This window comes from Anaerotruncus sp. AF02-27, assembly GCF_003465835.1.
In the GTDB taxonomy this organism is placed as follows: Bacteria; Bacillota; Clostridia; order Oscillospirales; family Ruminococcaceae; genus Anaerotruncus; species Anaerotruncus rubiinfantis.
Window position 1 is genome coordinate 125,679 of record NZ_QSBX01000001.1, and the last position, 17,431, is coordinate 143,109.

The following is a 17,431-nucleotide window of genomic DNA, read 5'->3' on the forward strand; positions in this document are numbered from 1 at the left end:
CTCGTTCATAGTCTAACCGGCGCTCTCCGGCAGGATGAAAAGCTTTTTCATTCGGAATTCTCCGCCTTCAGTCTGGGCCAGCCCCAGAAAAACCTTTCCCGGGCCGTATACCGCGAGCATCCCGTCCGTGTCCGGACAGTTCACCCGCGCGCGGTCAAGCCGGACGCCGTTTTGAAACATCCGCGCCTGCTTTTCACTGAGTTCTGCCTGCGGCAGCCCGCCAAACGCCTCGGCCACCGGCAGACAGCGGCGCGAAAGCTCCCCCGCCTGGGCGAGCCGCTGCGCCTCATCGAGCGTGACGCACTGCGCTTCTGTAAAGCCCGCCGCTTCGGTACGCCGCAGCGCGGTGAGCACCGCGCCGCAGCCGAGTGCCTCGCCGATATCGGCGGCAAGCGAGCGGATATAGGTGCCTTTCGAACAGCGAACGTCGATCGTATAAGTATGCGCGGCCTCATCGGCCGCGAGAAACACAAGTTTTTTGACGCAGACCTTCCGCGCCGCGCGTTCGATTTCTTTTCCTTCCCGCGCGAGGTCGTAAAGCCGCCGGCCGTTCACCTGCACCGCCGAATACATCGGCGGTACCTGCATAAATTCCCCTGTAAATTTTTCCGCCGCCGCGCGCACCTGCGCTTCGGCGGCGTTGACCGGCTGTTCGGAAAGCACCTTGCCGGTGATGTCGAGCGTGTCGGTCGTGATCCCCAGCCGGAATATAGCCGTGTAGCGCTTGTCCTGATCCGGCAGCAGGTCGCAGGCTTTGGTGGCGCGCCCGAAAAAAAGCGGCAGCACGCCGGTCGCCATCGGGTCCAGCGTGCCCGCATGACCGATCCTGCGCGTGGCCGCGATGCCCCGCATCTTTGCCACCACATCGAACGAAGTGAACCCCTGAGGCTTGTCGATGCAGAGGATGCCGTTTAACTCCTGCAAGCTGAACCCCTTCCTTTGCAAAGCGGTTCGATATCCTCCCGGATCGCCTCAACAAGCTGTTTTTTCACGCTTTCGAGATCCCCTTCCAGCATGCAGCCCGCTGCGCGGGCATGTCCGCCGCCGCCGAGCCGCCCGCAGACCTTCGAGGAGTTGATCTTCTCGCCCGAGCGCATCGAAACCCGGTATTTTTCCGGTCCCTTCTGGCGCAGGGTCGCCGAAGCTTCCACCCCTTCAATCTGACGCGGCACCGAAGAGATCCCTTCCAGATCCTCCTCCGGCACACCGGTGCGTTCGACCGCGTCCTGGGAGATGACGATCACCGCAAATTTATTGCCGTAGTAATATTCGAGCGTATCCATGACCATCCGCTCAAGCTCCATGCGCGCCACCGATTTGGTCTCGAACATGAGCTTGTCGATCCTGTAGTGGTCGGCGCCGGCTTCAATCATCTTCGCCGCAAGCAGATGCGCCCCGGCCGTGGTGTTCGAATAACGAAAGCAGCCCGTGTCGGTCGAAAGACCGGTGTAGATGCAGGTTGCGATCCGCTTGTCCGGCGCGACGCCAAGCGCCCCGATCACGTCATAGACCCGCTGTACCGTCGCGCAGGCGCGCGGGTCAAGCAGCAGACGCCTGGCATACCGGCTGTTGGACGGATGATGGTCGATGCACAGGTCGATCCGGTCTTTGTAGGATTCGGTTTTCTCCCCCAACAGCTGAGTATCCGCGATGTCCACCGCAAGAATGAACTCAGGGGGGAACTGCGGCTGCGATTCCGGGTCGAACCCCTCGAACAGGAACGAATAACGCGCGGGAAAACCGTCCGAATTTTCAATCCGTACCGTTTTCCCAAGCATTTGCAGGGCGTAGAACATGGCAAAGCCGCTGCCCAGCGTGTCGCCATCCGGCTTCATATGGGTCAGGATCAGGATATGGTCGCTTTCTGCAAGCAGTTTCGCGGCCTCCCCGGCTGTGACATCCCGGCATTCTTCCATGCAGATTCCTCCTGTCCCTTTACTTCAGGTCTTCCAGCATGCGGGTGATATCCGCGCTGTGGGCGATCGAATCGTCCGCGATAAACTTAAAGTCCGGCAGCCGCCGCAGCTTCATCCGGGAATTCAGTTCCCGCTTGATGAAGCCGGACGCGCTCTCAAGGCCCTTTACGGCGCTTTTCGCCGCGTCAAGGCCGTCCATGGAGGAAACATACACCCTGCAGTGCGAAAGGTCGGACGCGAGGTCCATCTTCACAATCGAAATGAGGCCGGTGATCCGCGGGTCCTTGAGCGAACGCATGATGTCGCTCAGTTCCCGCTTCATATCCTCCTCGGTTCTGGATGCTCTATAAGATCCCATGATTTACTCCTTTATTATTCCCGGTATTCCTCGACTTCATAGGCTTCAAATACGTCGCCTTCCTTGATGTCGTTGAATTTCACGAGGCTCATGCCGCACTCATAGCCCTTGGCGACCTCTTTGACGTCGTCCTTGAAGCGTTTGAGGCTGTCGAGCTTATCGTCCGCCACGATGATGCCGTCACGCACGATGCGGATATTTGCCGAGCGGGTGATCTTGCCCTCGAGCACATAGCAGCCCGCGACTGTCCCGACGCTCGTGATCTTGTAGACCTGACGCACTTCCGCGCGCCCGAGGTCAACGTCGCGGTATTTCGGTGCGAGCATGCCCTTCATGGCGGTTTCCACGTCGTTGATCGCGTCGTAGATGATCCGATAGAGCCGCAGCTCCACTCCGTCACGTTCAGCGTTCTCCTTGGCGACCGGATCGGGGCGCACATTGAAGCCGACGATGATCGCGTTCGAAGCGTTCGCGAGCATGACGTCGCTTTCGCTGACCGCGCCGACCGCGCCGTGGATGACCTTGACGCGTACTTCATCGTTTGAAATCTTCTCAAGCGACTGTTTGACCGCCTCGACTGATCCCTGTACGTCCGCCTTGACAATGATCGGCAGTTCCTTGATGTCGCCCTGCGAAATGTGGCTAAAGAGGTTATCCAGCGTGACCTTTTCGTAGGAGGAGAACTGCTCCTGCTTATTCTCAAATTTGCGCTGGTCGACCAGCTCCTTGGCAAGCCGTTCATCCTCAACCGCGTTGAACATGTCGCCTGCCTCCGGCACCGAGTCAAGGCCGGTGATCTCAACCGGCGTCGACGGTCCGGCCTCATCGACCTTCTCGCCCTTGTCGTTTAACATCACGCGTACGCGGCCGACCGCCGTACCGGCGATTACCACGTCTCCGGTGTGCAGGGTGCCGTTCTGGACAAGCACCGTCGCGACCGGCCCGCGGCCCTTGTCGAGCTTCGCCTCAATGACCGAGCCTTTCGCCATCTTATCCGGATTGGCTTTCAGCTCGCTGGTGTCCGCGACCAGCTGGATCATTTCCAGCAGGTCGGAGATGCCCTCCCTGCTCTTTGCGGAGACCGGGATGCACGGCACGTCGCCGCCCCATTCTTCGGGCACCAGTTCATATTCTGTGAGTTCCTGCTTCACCTTATCCGAGTTTGCAGCAGGTTTATCCATCTTGTTGATTGCGACGATGATCGAAACGCCCGCCGCTTTGGCATGGTTGATCGCTTCGACCGTCTGCGGCATGATGCCGTCGTCGGCCGCGACCACCAGCACCGCGATATCGGTGACCTGCGCACCGCGCGCGCGCATCGAGGTGAACGCCGCGTGTCCGGGCGTGTCGAGGAAGGTGATCGGGCGGTCGTTCACCAGGACCTGATAAGCGCCGATATGCTGGGTGATGCCGCCGGCCTCGCCTTCGGTGACATTGGCGTGGCGGATGGCGTCAAGCAGGGAGGTCTTGCCGTGGTCGACGTGTCCCATGACCACAACGATCGGCGGACGCTCGACCATACCTTCGTCATTCTCGTCCTCGACCTCGAACAGGCGGTCCTCAATCGTGAGGACGACTTCTTTCTCGACCTTCGCGCCGATCTCCATCGCAACCATCGAAGCGGTGTCGAAATCGAGCGTCTCGTTGACGGTCGCCATGACGCCAAGCCCCATCAGGCGCTTGATGATCTCAGCGGCCGTAATATGCAGCCGCGCGGCCAGATCGCCGACCGTGATTTCCTCCGGAAGGGTGATCTCCAGGTTTTTGCGGCGCTGGCGCTCCAGCTCCAGGCGGCGCATCTTCGCGTCTTCCTTCTCCTTGCGGCTCATAGCGGGCTTGCCCTGGCGGCGCTGCGCCGAACGCTGGTTGAGCTTCTGTTTCTGCGCGGCGGTGTCCTTGTTTCCGAGTTTAGATTGCGCAAGGTTATCGTACTTCTCGTTATATTTATCGATGTTGATCTGCACCGAACCGGCGCGGGTATCCACCGTCATCGCCGGGCCGCGGGTGCGCGGCTTCTGGGGCGTCGCGGGCTGGGTACCGTTTTGCGGCTGGGTTTGCTGCGGCGCGGGCCGGTTCTGCTGCGGCGGGCGGTTCTGCTGGCCCTGCTGCGGACGGTTGCCATTCTGGTTGTTAAAGGCCGGGCGGTTGCCGTTTTGCGGACGGCTGCCATTCTGCCCGTTAAAGGGCGGACGGTTTCCGTTCTGCTGCGGGCGGCTGCCCTGCTGCCCATTAAAGGCAGGGCGGTTGCCATTCTGCGGACGGCTGCCCTGCTGCCCGTTGAAGGACGGACGGCCGCCGTTTTGCTGCGCCTGCGGCTGTCCAGCCGGCGCGGCGGGACGCGCGGCGCGCTGCTGCGCGGCAAATGCCGCCTGCTGCTGGGCCTTGGCCTGTTCGGAGGCAGCTTTTGCCGCGGCAGCGGCGGCTTCCTTCTTCGCATGCCCGGCGGAAAAATATTCCTCAAAATTTTCGACCTGATTCTGGTTCGTATAATGGTTGAGCACCACGCTCAGTTCTGTTTCGTTCAGAGCTGTCATGCTCTTGCGTTCGCCGGGGACGCGGCTGCCCAGCAGGTCAACCACCTCTTTGGTCGGAACGCCGAGGTCCTTGGCGACCTCATGTACCCGGTATTTCTCCAGCATATTTACATTACCTCCTATTTTCCTGTCGTACGTGATTGCCGTAACGTCCAACAACCACAGTCGAACCGCAGGAGTCAGAACGTATTCTCTATCTTAAAATCAAACATGATTTCCGTATCAACTGCCGAGCAGCTTTTCGATCATTCGGGAAAAGCCCCCGTCGCAGATTGCAAGAATCCCATAAGCTTTTCCCGTGACGCGTGAGAGTTCCTCCATCGTGTAGGGGAGCTTCGCCACCCGCACTCCGCAGTCCCCGCAGGCAAAGCGCGCCTGCCGTTCACTGCGTTCGGAAACGTCCGAGGCGAGCAGCACCAGCTTTGCTTCGCCCGAAAAGGCCTTCTCCTTCACCACGTCCATCCCCATGCAGAGCTTTCCGGCCTTGCGGCAGAGCGAAATCGCAGAAAAGAGCTTGTCATTCATGCGGGGCCTCCCGCATCTCGGCTTCCATCCGCTCGTAAACCTCGTCCGGGATCGCACAGTCGAGCGCGCGTTCGATCCGCCGCGCCTTGCGGGCTTTTTTGAGGCAGGTTTCGTTCGGGCAGACATATGCCCCGCGCCCGGATTTCTTTCCGGTCAGGTCGAGCAGGATTTCACCTTCCGGCGTACGCACCACCCGCACCAGTTCCTTTTTCGGCTTATGTTCCGAACAGCCCGCGCACATACGCAGCGGGATCTTTTTTTGTGGCATCTTCTCACCCTCATTTCTGTTGCCGCCCCGCGGCTATCTGATCCGAATCCGGGCCGCGGGCAAGCCGCAGCCGCACCATCCGGCGGCAGGCGTTATTCTTCCCCGTAGAAACCGGATTCCGGCTTGATGTCGATCTTCCATCCGGTGAGCTTGGCGGCGAGGCGGGCGTTCTGTCCCTTGTTGCCGATCGCGAGAGAAAGCTGATGGTCCGGGACGGTGACCTTGCAGGCCTTGGGGTTTTCCGACTCGATCTCTACCGAAAGCACGTCGGCCGGCGAAAGCGCCGCCGCGATAAACGCGGCCGGGTCGGCGGAATACTTGACCACGTCGATCTTTTCCCCGCCCAGTTCGTCCACAATGGCCGAAACGCGCTGGCCTTTCGGGCCGATGCAGGCGCCAACCGGGTCGACGTTCTCGTCATTCGACCAGACCGCGATCTTGGTGCGGCTGCCCGCCTCGCGGGAGATCGATTTGACCTCGATGGTGCCGTCAAAAATCTCTGGGACCTCCATCTCGAAGAGCCGTTTGACCAGCCCCGGATGGGTGCGCGAAATCATGATGCGCGGGCCTTTTTCGCCGTTGATCACGTCGACGACGTAAACCTTCACGCGGGAATTATCCGCAAACTCCTCGCCCGGAACCTGTTCGCTTTTGGGAAGGATGGCTTCGCTCTTGCCGATTTCCAGCGTGACGTTGCCCTTGCGGGGATCGGTCTTGATGACCGTGGCGGTCACGATGTCATGCTGTCTGGAGGAATACTCCGCGAACAGCTGTCCGCGTTCCACCTCCCGGATGCCCTGGCGGATGACGTGCTTGGCGGTCTGGGCCGCGATGCGTCCAAACTGCTTGGTGTCCAGCGGGATCTCAACCACGTCGCCCAGGATGGCGGCGCTGTTATACTTGACCGCCTCCTCCGGCAGGATTTCCTGCGCCGGGTCATAGACCTCGTCGACGACCGTCTTGCGCATCGCCACATAAAAACGGCCGGTCTCCGGGTTGATATCCACGACGCTGTCCTCCGAAGCGCCCATGTCGCGCCGGATCGCATTGCCGATGGCGGTGGCGATCTTTTCCGCGAGCAGCTCCTTCGGGATTCCCTTCTCCTTTTCCAGAAGCGCCAGAGCTTCAAAAAATTCGCTGTTGCTGGTTGTAATCATTTTCCGGACTCCTCCATTATCATTCATTGCCGCATCCGCGTTTACGTCAAAATTCTTCATAAAGCCGCACATAGGCCGTCTCGTCAAGCGTGAAAGACATTTCACTCTCTTCGTCGAGCGCAAGGTCGATCGTGCCATCCTCATGGTAGGCCGCCAGTTCCCCTACAAAGTCCCGGACCCCTTCCACCGGCCGGATCAGGCGCACCAGAACCGGTTCGCCCAGATACTTCTGGAAATGCCAGTCCTTTGTGAGTTTGCGCTCCACGCCCGGCGAGCCAACCTCCAGCGTGTAGCTCTGCGGGATCGGGTCCGCTTCGTCAAGCAGGTCGCTCATCCGGCGGGAGAACTCCTCGCAGGTATCGATGTCCACGCCGCCCTCCTGATCTTTGTCGATAAAGTAGCGCAGGTACCATCCGGCGCCTTCTTTTTCAAACGCCACGTCCCACAGGTAAACGCCCAATTCTTCCGCCACAGGCGCCGCCAGTTCGGCGCAGACCGCTGCGGTGTTCGGCCTTTTCCCCTTCTGCTGGGCCAACCAAATCCCTCCATACACAAAGGAAAGAGTGAGGTCAACCTCACTCTTTCACATTCGTTTCTATTCTTACTTTAAGGTATTGTACCATAATTTTATGCCGAATGCAAGCCTTTATCCCGCCGCGCCCGCCAAAAAAGCGCAAAATCAGGTGCACTGGATGAGGTCCGCGTGATAAAGCCGTATCATCCTGTGCCCGCAGGCGAGGGTCATGGTCACATAAGCCACCGTCAGAGCGCCGGCAATCACATACGCAATGCTCAGCGGCAGATTGAATCCGATGTGGGCGTTCAGAATATAGCTGAAAATCACAAAGGCGTAAAAAGTTCCGGGACACATAGCCATCAGATAGTTCTTTCCGCGCACCATCAGATAAACCGCGACCACCGAAAAGGCAAACAGCGCGATCGTCTGGTTGCTCCACGCGAAATACCGCCACAGGGTATTGAATCCATCTCCCGCCAGTTTGGTGGGCACCAGGATCGCCGCCACCGGCAGGAAGGTCGCCGCCGTCAGCATCAGGCGCTTTTTCATCGGCTTCTGGTCGATCTGCAGAAAGTCCGCAAGCATCACGCGCGCCGAACGCAGCGCAGTGTCGCCCGAGGTGAGCGGCAGAATGATCACGCCGAGGATGGCGATCAGCCCGCCGATTGGGCCGAGCAGATCGTTCGCGACCAGCCCGATCACCGAAGGCGTGCCGACGACAGACGCGTCGATCCCCTTGTTATAGAGCCCCATCGCGGCAGCCGCCCAAACCATAGCGATGGCCCCTTCACAGATCATCATATTATAAAAGGTGGTTTTGCCCTCCCTTTCCTCCCGCACCGTCCGGGAAAGCATGGTGCTCTGGGTGGAATGGAATCCGGAAACAAGCCCGCAGGCCACCGTCACGAAGAATGCCGGTACGAGCGGCTGCCCGCCAGAGTGGCTGCCAAGCAGCCCGCCCCAGGTGAGGTTCTGCAGTTCATATCCGCTGCTGAAAAGCCCAAAAAAGATTCCGACCGTTGAAATCAGCATGACCCCGCCGAATATTGGATAGATTTTTCCGATGAGCTTGTCAATCGGCACCAGCGTCGCAAAAACATAATAGACGAAGATCACGCCGAACACGATCCAGATGAGCGGGGTGTCCGCATCGGCCGGCCGGCGCATCACCTGCGTGACCAGCAGCTCGCCCGGCGTATAGATGTAGAGCGCCGCCACCAGCAGCATCAAAAGGCCCAAAAAGACGTTGTAGATACCGTAAACTCCGCGCCCCAGATATTTGCGTACCAGAAGCGGCATCTGCTCGCCGCCCTCGCGCATGGCGATCATACCGGTGAAATAGTCGTGCAGCGCGCCGCCGAAAATGCACCCGACAGGGATCAGCAAAAAAGCTACCGGCCCGAACAGAATACCCTGGATCGGCCCCAGGATCGGCCCGATCCCCGCGATGTTTAGCAGCTCGATCAGGCTGTTTTTCCATTTGTTCATCGGCACATAATCCACGCCGTCATCCAGCGTCACCGCAGGCGTCGGCCGGTCGTCCGGCCCGAATTCCCGCTCACATACACGCCCGTACCAAAACCCTCCGGCCGCCAGAACAGCGAGGCCAATCAAGAATGTCACCAACGTGTCTCTCTCCCTTCCCAATTCGCATCCCGAAAGCCTCCCAATTACCGCTTTCCAAAGATACTGTCCCTCATTCTACATCCAATTCCCCGAAGTTTCAACCTTTTTTGTGGGAGATTGTGCAAAACACAAGAAATGCGGACGGCATTTTCATACCGTCCGCTCATTTTGCGAATCTTTTCTGTCACGCCTTATTCTGATCATCAATGCGGATCTGTTTGCGTTTGATCTTTCCGCTGATCGTTTTGGGCAGCTCCTCCACGAACTCGACGATGCGCGGGTATTTATAAGGCGCAGTCTCCTTTTTCACATGGTTCTGCAATTCCTTTTTGAGCGCGTCGGACGGCTCGTAGCCCTTCGCCAGCACGATGGTCGCCTTGACCACCTGCCCGCGCACCGGGTCGGGCGCCGCGGTAATGGCGCATTCGAGCACCGATGGATGGGTCATGAGCGCGCTTTCAACTTCAAACGGCCCGATACGGTAGCCGGAACACTTGATCACGTCGTCATTGCGCCCCACAAACCAGATGTAGCCGTCGCTGTCCCGCCACGCGGTATCACCGGTCGAATACATATTGTCAAAGAAACTTTCGGCATTTGCCTTCGCTTCGCGGTAATATTCCACCAGAAGGCCTGCCGGGCGGTTTTTATCAAGGTTTTTGACCACGATGGTGCCCACGATGCCGTCCTCGCAGGAATGCCCCTCCTCGTCCACAATATCCAAATCGTAAAGCGGCGAGAACTTGCCGGTGGAGCCCGGTTTGATCGGGAACCACGGGAAGTTCGCAATGATGACCGTCGTTTCCGACTGTCCAAAGCCTTCGGTCAATTCGAGGCCGGTCGCAGCTTTAAATTTATTATAGACCTCAGGGTTCAAAGGTTCGCCCGCGATGGTCGCCTTTTTGATCGAGGAAAGGTCGTAGCCGGACAGGTCCTCCTTGATGAGGAACCGGTAAACGGTCGGCGGCGCGCAGAAAGTGACCGGCCGCAGCTTTTCGATGGTGGTGAGCATATGGTGCGCGTCGAACTTGCCCTCGGTGTCGTAGGCCACGATGACCGCGCCGCAGATCCACTGCCCGTAAATTTTGCCCCAGCCGAACTTGGCCCAGCCGGAATCGGATGCGACCAGGTGAAGCCCGCCGTCGCGCACCTGATGCCAGTAATTGGCCGTGGTGATATGGCCGAGCGGATAGGCGTAATTATGTACAATCAGCTTGGGCATACCGGTGGTGCCGGAGGTGAAATAGCCGAGCATCAGATCGTGGACGTTGGTGCCCTCCGCGCCGGACGGACGCGGGAACTGCTTCGGATAGGCTTTGACTTCCCCGCGGAAATCGAGAAAACCTTCCGGGATATGTTCCCCCACAACCGCCACATGCCGCAGCGCGCGGCACTGGGGACGCACCGATTCGATGTTCGCGAGCAGCTCCGGCTCGTCGACGGTGCAGATCATCTTGATGTCCGCTTTGTTGCACCGGTATTCGATGTCGTGCGGCATCAGCTGGAAGGTGCCGGGGATGACGATAGCGCCAATTTTATGCAGCGCGACCATGCAGACCCAGGTTTCGATCCTCTGCTTGAGGATGAGCAGGACAAAATCGCCCTTTTTAATCCCCTTGGCCTTAAAGAAATTGGCGGCCTGGTTGGAACGTTCCTTGATGTCGGTGAAGGTAAGGCGTTCCTCGTCGAAATTGTCGTTGATCCAGACGAGCGCGGGCTTTTCCGGGTCCTGGCGGGCCCACTCGTCGATGATGTCGAACCCGAAGTTGAAATCCTCCGGGATGTTCAGTTTATAGTTCGCTTTGAAATCCTCGTACGAATCAAATTCCGTACGGGGCAGAAACTTTTCAATCATTGGATATTACACCGTTCTTTCTTCTCATTCGTTAATTATTGCGCGGCACGGGACGGAAAGTTCAGTCCCTCACTCGTTGATGATGGTGAGGAACTTTACCGGGCCGCCTACCGCGCGCTGTCCGTGCGGGGTCATGGGGTTGAAGAACGCGCTGTCGCCAGGACCAAGGAGAAACTCCTTGCTGCCGATGACGAGCTGTACGGTGCCTTCCAATACATAGTTGAATTCCTGTCCGCCGTGGACGACCAGCTCCGGGCCCTTCTCCATCGGCAGAAGGTCGACGAGCATCGGGTCGAAGGTGCGTCCGATATAGTTGAATGCAAGCGAAGCAAATTTGTAGCCCTTGTAGCGCTCGACCGAAATGCCCTTGCCGGCGCGCACAATGGTATAATCCTCCATACGGGGCGCTTCGCCCGTGAGGAGCACGGTAGGATCGACGTTCAGTACGTCCGCTACACCATAAATGACTCCTATGGGAATGTCGGCTTCGGCGTTTTCGTATTTTTCATACTCTTCTACAGATACGTTCACCTGCTTGGCAAGCGTCGCTACATCCACTTCAAGGATGCTGCGCAGCTCTTTGATTCGTTCGGCAATCTGTTTAATCTGGTCGTTCATACTGCTCCTCCTTTTTCCAAGTTTTATCTTCCCTTCAAGGGGTAGTCTTTATTTTACAATTTAACGGGCTAAATTACAAGCGCCGATTTGTGGAACTTTCCTTTTTTTCAGGGACCTAAATTGTCGAAGTTGCCGCAAAACATGGCCTTGGAGGACATGTTTCTAAATTTATTTTTACATACCTTACAATTTTTTAGTTTGTTTTTTGTTAATATGGACAAACCCCTTCCTTTACTTTCTCCGGTTTTTTTGCATATTGCCCCATTGAAGAAATTGTAAATTTACGTTAAACTGTTCCTATAGCAACAATGCGTGGCCGGGGTCCGGACAAGCATATGCCAAAACGGAGGGAGACTCTCAATGGAACTGCTGAAACAACGGATCCTCAAAGACGGGCATGTCAAGGCCGGGAATGTCCTCAAGGTGGACAGTTTCCTGAATCATCAGATGGATATTTCCCTGTTTATGGAGATCGGCAAAGAATTTAAAAGGCTATTCGGCGACTGCGGTGTGACCAAAATCCTAACCATAGAAGCATCTGGGATCGGGATTGCGTGTGTAACAGCGCAGTTTTTTGACGTGCCCGTGGTTTTCGCGAAGAAATCCCAGAGCAAAAACATCGACGGTGAAGTCTTCACCTCCCGCGTTGAATCCTTCACCCATGGGCGGGTTTACGACATCATCGTCTCAAAAAAATTCCTCACCCCCAGCGACCGGGTTCTCATTATCGACGATTTTCTCGCCAAGGGCAGCGCCCTGCAGGGACTCTGCAAACTGGTGATCGATTCCGGCGCCGCGCTCGTCGGCGCGGGCATCGTGATCGAAAAGGGCTTCCAGGAGGGCGGAAAGCTGATCCGTTCACAGGGCGTGCGGGTTGAATCGCTCGCCATTGTCGACGGGATGGACGATCAGACCGGCAAAATCCTTTTCCGCAACTGATTTTGATGTTGTCAGCATCCGGCCGGCCAAACCCGCCGCCCGGATGTTTGCAAGATAAATTCGTATTTTTTACGAAAATTGGGAGGAAATGAAAAATGAACAAAAAGATTTTGGCTCTGCTGATGGCATTCGCGATGATCTTCGCGACCGCCTGCGGCAGCTCCACCGCCCCCGCGAGCAGCGCTGCTCCGGCGTCTTCCGCCGCCCCGGCATCGTCCGCTCCGGCCGATGCTTCCGAACCCGCGTCATCCGAAGCTGCTGAAGCGCCGGCCCAGGGTCTTTACCCGCCCGTCGCCAAAGAGGACCTGAAGGTCGGCGTCATCCACATCACCGACCCGGCGGAAGGTTCCGGCTACACTTACACCCATGACCAGGGCATTGTCGGCATGCAGCAGAAGCTCGGCCTTTCCGACGACCAGATCGTCCGCAAGAACAATGTCAACGACCAGGATGCCTCCGCGATCGAAACCGCGATCCTCGAGTGCATTGAGGAAGGCTGCCAGGTCATCTTTGCGACCAGCTGGGGCTACATGGACACCTGCGAAGCGATTGCCGCCGAGTATCCGGAGGTCATCATCTCGCACGGCACCGGCTACAAGTCGAACGGCGCGAATTTCAACAACTACTTCGGCCGCATCTATCAGTCCCGTTACCTGACCGGCATCGCGGCGGGCCTCAAGACCAAGACCAACAAGATCGGCTACGTCGCCGCGCAGAACAAGGAAAACGCGGAAGTCACCGGAGGATGCGATGCGTTCGCGATGGGCGTTGCCTCGGTCAACCCGGACGCGGAAGTTTACGTGAAGGTCACCGGCAGCTGGTTTGATCCGGAAGGCGAAAAACAGGCTGCTGAAGCGCTGATCGCCGAAGGCTGCGACGTCATCGGCCAGCACTGCGACACTCCGAACCCGGCGCTTGCCGCTGAAGAAAAAGGCGTTTGGGCGGTCGGCTACAACTCCGATATGAGTAAGGACGCCCCGAAAGCGGTCCTGACCTCCACCATGTGGGATTGGTCGGCTTACTACACCAAGGCTGTCGAAGATGTCATCAACGGCACCTGGGACGGCAGCAACTACTTCGGTGGCATGGCGGACGGCCTTGTCACCATGGCTCCGCTTTCCGACCTCTGTGAGGAAGGCACCCAGGAGAAGGTTGACGAAGCCGAAGCCAAGATCCTGTCCGGCGAATGGGACGTCTTCACCGGCCCGATCGAGGACAACGAAGGCAACGTCGTCTGCGCGGAAGGCGAGAAGCTTTCCGACGCCGATATCACCGGCGGAATCCACTGGTACTACAAGAACGTCGTCCTGAAATAACCGGATCGATAAGCGTTTGACAAAAGGGCGGTCTTTCAAAAAAGGCCGCCCTTTTTCAAAATTTATACACCGGCGGGTTTTCTGCGCAAAGCATACGGAATAGGCGCGTCTTTTGCGGAGCAAACCCACCTGGAAAACAAAGTTTGGGGTGATAACGTGTCACAGACTGCAAATGAAACCTACGCGATCGAATGCAAGCAGATCACGAAAACCTTCGGCAGCGTGGTGGCCAATGACAAAATCGACCTGAAGGTCCGTTATGGGGAGATCCTTGCCCTGCTTGGGGAAAACGGCTCGGGCAAAACGACCCTCATGAATATGCTGTCCGGTATTTACCATCCGGACAGCGGGTCGATCGCAATCGCGGGGCGCGAGGTGGCGATCAATTCGCCGGTCGACGCCATGAATCTCGGCATCGGCATGATTCATCAGCATTTTAAGCTGGTGGATGTCTTTTCCGCGATGGACAACATCGTGCTCGGCACCAAGGAAAAGAAGATCCCGCCCAAGGTCCTGAAAGAGCGGATTCTTGAAATCAGCCGTTCGGTTGGGCTGGAGATCGATCCGGAGAAGCGGGTCTATGAGATGAGCGTCAGTGAAAAGCAGACGGTCGAGATCCTCAAGGTGCTCTACCGCAACGCCCAGATCCTGATTCTGGACGAACCCACGGCCGTGCTCACCCCGCAGGAGACCGAAAAACTTTTCGCCATCCTGCGCAGGATGCGTGAACAGGGCTGTGCGATCATCATCATCACCCATAAGCTCCAGGAGGTGCTGGAGCTTAGCGACCGGGTGACCATCCTCTGGAAGGGAAAAAGCATGGACACGGTGAATACCGCTGAAACCGACGCCCGAAAGCTCACTGAGCTGATGGTCGGGCGCCCGATCAGCCTTTCGATCAGCCGGCCGGACCCCGTTGACCCCCAGACGGTCATGGAAATCAAGGATCTGCAGGTTAAAAAGCCGGACGGCTCCCGCGCCATCGACAAGATCTCCTTTGCGGTACGCACCGGGGAAATTCTCGGCGTGGCAGGCGTGGCAGGCAGCGGACAGAAAGAGCTTTGCGAGACGATCGCCGGGCTCATCAGCGCCGAGAGCGGGCACATCACCTTCAAAGGTGAGGAGATTCTCGGTAAAACACCGGCCGAAATCATCAAGCTTGGCATCCGCATGGGCTTTGTTCCGGAGGACCGGCTTGGGATGGGGCTGGTCGCCTCGATGGGCATGGTGGACAACATGCTCTTAAAATCCTATCAGAACGGCTCCGGCCCGTTTGTCGACCGGGGGCCCGCCCGGGCGCTCGCCGAAAAACTGGTGGAGGATCTCGAGATCGTTACGCCGGGCGTGGATACGCCTGTGCGCCTGCTTTCCGGCGGAAACGTCCAGAAGGTGTTGATCGGCCGCGAGATCGAATCGAACCCCGCCATGCTGGTCACCGCCTACCCGGTGCGCGGGCTTGATATCAACTCGAGCTACACGATTTATGACCTGCTCAACGAGCAGAAGAAAAACGGCGTGGCTGTGGTGTTCGTGGGCGAAGACCTCGACGTGCTGCTCGAGCTTTCCGACCGGATCCTGGTGCTCTGCCATGGCCGGATCACCGGGCTTGTGGACGCGCGCACCGCGACCAAGGAACAGATCGGCCTTTTGATGACCGATTCCCACACCGATTCTGGGGAGGTGAGCGCATGAACCAGGAAAAAACGATCCGCGAGCCATTTCTGCGGGTGGTCAAGCGCGCTGAACGTTCTCCGCGGCAGGTCATGCTGCTGCGCGCCGAAGCGCTGGTGCTGTCAATCATCGCGGGCGGCGTGTTCATCCTGATGCTCGGCCACAATCCGTTTGAAATCTACGGAACCATCCTTTCGGGGGCCTTCCGTTCCAAGATGGCCATTCAGGCCACCGTCAAAATCATGATCCCGCTGCTCATCTCGTCGCTTGGCGTAACGCTGGCGTTCAAAATGCGCTTTTGGAATATCGGCGCCGAGGGGCAGATCATCGCCGGCGCGATCTGCGCGTCCTATTTCGCCCTCTTCCACAGCGGCTGGAACCATTGGGTGCTGATCCTTGTGATGTTCGCGGCCGGTGTCATCGGCGGCGGGCTCTGGGGACTCATTCCCGCGATCTTCAAGGTGAAGTGGGGCACCAACGAAACCCTGTTTACCCTGATGCTCAACTATATCGCATTACATATGGTCAACTTCCTGCGCGACGGTCCGTGGAAGGACCCCGGCTCGCAGGGCTTCCCAAAGATCGCGCGGTTCGACGCGAACGCCGCGCTCGACAAGGTGCTGGGCGTGCAGTTCGGCTGGATCATCGCACTGGTGCTGGTTGCGCTGGTTTACATCTATCTAAAGTATACCAAGCAGGGCTATGAGATCAGCGTCGTTGGGGAAAGCAACCACACCGCCCAGTACGCTGGGATGAAGGTTAAAACGATCATGCTGCGCACGATGTTCCTTTCGGGCGCAGTCGCGGGCGTCGCCGGCATGGTACAGGCCACCGGCAGCGACATCACCCTGACCAACGCGGTGGCGGGCGGGGTCGGCTTCACCGCGATCATCGTGGCCTGGCTCGGACAGCTCAACCCCATTTCAATCACCATCATCTCGTTTCTTTTCTCGGTGCTCGAAAAAGGCAGCAGCGTCATCCAGTCCACCTATGGGCTTTCGATCGACTGCGCCGATGTGCTGCAGGCGGTCATCCTGTTTTTCGTGCTCGGATGTGAATTCTTTATCCGGTATAACTTTGTGATGCGCAAAAAAGGAGGGGCGTCTTAATGGATCTGTTCATCAAATTTCTGGTCGCGGCGGTGCTCGCCGGGACGCCGCTCCTCTTTGGCACGGTCGGCGAGATCGTTTCCGAAAAGGTCGGCCATCTGAATCTCGGCGTCGAAGGCATGATGTCGATCGGCGCCTGCGCGGGCTTCATGGCCGGTTATTACAGCGACAGCTTCACGGTCGCGCTGCTTGCCGCTTTTGCCGCCGGCGTGCTTTCGGCCCTCATCTATGCCGTTCTGACAGTCACCTTTATGGCCAATCAGAACGTCACCGGGCTTACGCTCACCATCTTTGGCGTGGGGCTTGCAAACTTTTTGGGGCTCTATGCCCTTGGTTTCTCCGAAACCGGCACCCTCAAGCTCCCCGATGGGATCACGGCAAACATGCGCAGCGTCCATATCCCGGGACTCAGCGATCTGCCGGTTGTGGGCGAGCTGTTCTTCTCGTATAACCCGTTCGTCTATCTCGGCATCGTCATTGCGCTCATTATGGGCTTTTACCTTTCACGCACCAAAACCGGCCTCAATGTTTCGGCCATCGGGGAAAATCCTGCCGCGGCCGACGCGGCAGGCATCAAGGTCATCCAATGGAAATACCTGAACATCCTGCTGGGCGGCGGTATCTGCGGCATCGGCGGCGCGTACTGCTCGATGATCATCAACGGCGGCGTCTGGATCAGCGACAATGTCGGCGGGCTTGGCTGGATTTCGGTCGCGCTGGTCATCTTCGCGGGTTGGAAACCGGCCTATGCGATCGGCGGGTCATTTGTATTCGGCGCGCTTCGGGTGCTCAAGTATTATATGCCCAAGAGCGTCATTGACATCCCGGTCGCCTTCTATGACATGCTCCCGTTTATTATCACCGCGCTGGTGCTGATCGTTTCTTCGATGAACAAATCGAAGGGTGTCAATATCCCGGCCTACCTCGGCAACAACTACTACCGCGAAGAAAGGTAGCGGCGGCGCCCGAATCGAAGGGTGCGGTTTTCAATGGCTGCTTTCCGCAAAAAGCGGCCCTCCATT

Annotated in this window: 16 protein-coding genes; 5 read left to right on the top strand and 11 right to left on the bottom strand. The window is 57.9% G+C overall.

Annotated features, from left to right (window positions below):
* Positions 1 to 12: 12 nt before the first annotated feature.
* From truB to DWV16_RS00700, 11 genes are all read right to left on the bottom strand, one after another.
* Complete coding sequence (gene truB / locus DWV16_RS00650; RefSeq protein WP_066457464.1) at positions 13 to 924, bottom strand: tRNA pseudouridine(55) synthase TruB; 912 nt, start codon at positions 922 to 924, stop codon at positions 13 to 15.
* Positions 912 to 1,916: a bifunctional oligoribonuclease/PAP phosphatase NrnA gene (locus tag DWV16_RS00655; protein ID WP_066457452.1), complete on the bottom strand. Its 1,005-nt coding sequence runs from the start codon at positions 1,914 to 1,916 to the stop codon at positions 912 to 914. Before DWV16_RS00655 ends, truB begins: the two co-directional genes overlap by 13 nt.
* Positions 1,917 to 1,935: 19 nt before the next feature.
* A complete protein-coding gene (rbfA, locus tag DWV16_RS00660) occupies positions 1,936 to 2,274 on the bottom strand; it encodes a 30S ribosome-binding factor RbfA (protein ID WP_066457449.1) in 339 nt (112 codons plus the stop codon).
* A 14-nt stretch (positions 2,275 to 2,288) separates the two neighbouring features.
* The gene (infB, locus tag DWV16_RS00665; RefSeq protein ID WP_118477551.1) at positions 2,289 to 4,913 is read right to left on the bottom strand and encodes a translation initiation factor IF-2; all 2,625 of its coding nucleotides are present in this window, start codon (positions 4,911 to 4,913) and stop codon (positions 2,289 to 2,291) included.
* A gap of 117 nt (positions 4,914 to 5,030) precedes the next feature.
* Positions 5,031 to 5,333 (bottom strand): ribosomal L7Ae/L30e/S12e/Gadd45 family protein, encoded by a 303-nt coding sequence (locus DWV16_RS00670; RefSeq protein ID WP_118477552.1) that lies wholly within the window; start codon positions 5,331 to 5,333, stop codon positions 5,031 to 5,033.
* Positions 5,326 to 5,601: an RNase P modulator RnpM gene (gene rnpM / locus DWV16_RS00675; protein ID WP_066457445.1), complete on the bottom strand. Its 276-nt coding sequence runs from the start codon at positions 5,599 to 5,601 to the stop codon at positions 5,326 to 5,328. Before rnpM ends, DWV16_RS00670 begins: the two co-directional genes overlap by 8 nt.
* Before the next feature lie 92 nt (positions 5,602 to 5,693).
* Positions 5,694 to 6,758, bottom strand: coding sequence for a transcription termination factor NusA (gene nusA / locus DWV16_RS00680; RefSeq protein WP_187116772.1), 1,065 nt, complete (start codon positions 6,756 to 6,758; stop codon positions 5,694 to 5,696).
* Positions 6,759 to 6,804: 46 nt separating this feature from the next.
* Positions 6,805 to 7,293 (bottom strand): ribosome maturation factor RimP, encoded by a 489-nt coding sequence (rimP, locus tag DWV16_RS00685; RefSeq protein ID WP_066457442.1) that lies wholly within the window; start codon positions 7,291 to 7,293, stop codon positions 6,805 to 6,807.
* A gap of 144 nt (positions 7,294 to 7,437) precedes the next feature.
* Positions 7,438 to 8,898, bottom strand: a complete 1,461-nt coding sequence (locus DWV16_RS00690) for a carbon starvation CstA family protein (RefSeq protein ID WP_341423463.1) — start codon at positions 8,896 to 8,898, stop codon at positions 7,438 to 7,440.
* A 187-nt stretch (positions 8,899 to 9,085) separates the two neighbouring features.
* Complete coding sequence (locus tag DWV16_RS00695; protein ID WP_066457436.1) at positions 9,086 to 10,756, bottom strand: AMP-binding protein; 1,671 nt, start codon at positions 10,754 to 10,756, stop codon at positions 9,086 to 9,088.
* Positions 10,757 to 10,825: 69 nt separating this feature from the next.
* The gene (locus DWV16_RS00700) at positions 10,826 to 11,374 is read right to left on the bottom strand and encodes a helix-turn-helix domain-containing protein (protein WP_066457433.1); all 549 of its coding nucleotides are present in this window, start codon (positions 11,372 to 11,374) and stop codon (positions 10,826 to 10,828) included.
* A gap of 360 nt (positions 11,375 to 11,734) precedes the next feature.
* On the opposite strand from DWV16_RS00700, the gene DWV16_RS00705 reads away from it, so the two are divergent.
* From DWV16_RS00705 to DWV16_RS00725, 5 genes are all read left to right on the top strand, one after another.
* On the top strand, positions 11,735 to 12,313 hold the full coding sequence (locus DWV16_RS00705) for a xanthine phosphoribosyltransferase (RefSeq protein WP_066457431.1): 579 nt from the start codon (positions 11,735 to 11,737) through the stop codon (positions 12,311 to 12,313).
* 95 nt (positions 12,314 to 12,408) lie between these two features.
* Positions 12,409 to 13,629 carry a BMP family ABC transporter substrate-binding protein gene (locus tag DWV16_RS00710; protein ID WP_066457424.1) on the top strand — a complete coding sequence of 407 codons (1,221 nt, stop codon included), beginning with the start codon at positions 12,409 to 12,411 and terminating at the stop codon, positions 13,627 to 13,629.
* Positions 13,630 to 13,785: 156 nt separating this feature from the next.
* Entirely contained in the window at positions 13,786 to 15,321 is a 1,536-nt protein-coding gene (locus tag DWV16_RS00715; RefSeq protein WP_118477553.1) for an ABC transporter ATP-binding protein, read from the top strand.
* Positions 15,318 to 16,409, top strand: coding sequence for an ABC transporter permease (locus tag DWV16_RS00720; RefSeq protein WP_066457418.1), 1,092 nt, complete (start codon positions 15,318 to 15,320; stop codon positions 16,407 to 16,409). The genes DWV16_RS00715 and DWV16_RS00720 overlap by 4 nt, the downstream gene beginning before the upstream one ends.
* Complete coding sequence (locus DWV16_RS00725; protein ID WP_066457408.1) at positions 16,409 to 17,365, top strand: ABC transporter permease; 957 nt, start codon at positions 16,409 to 16,411, stop codon at positions 17,363 to 17,365. The genes DWV16_RS00720 and DWV16_RS00725 overlap by 1 nt, the downstream gene beginning before the upstream one ends.
* The last annotated feature ends 66 nt before the right edge of the window (positions 17,366 to 17,431 follow it).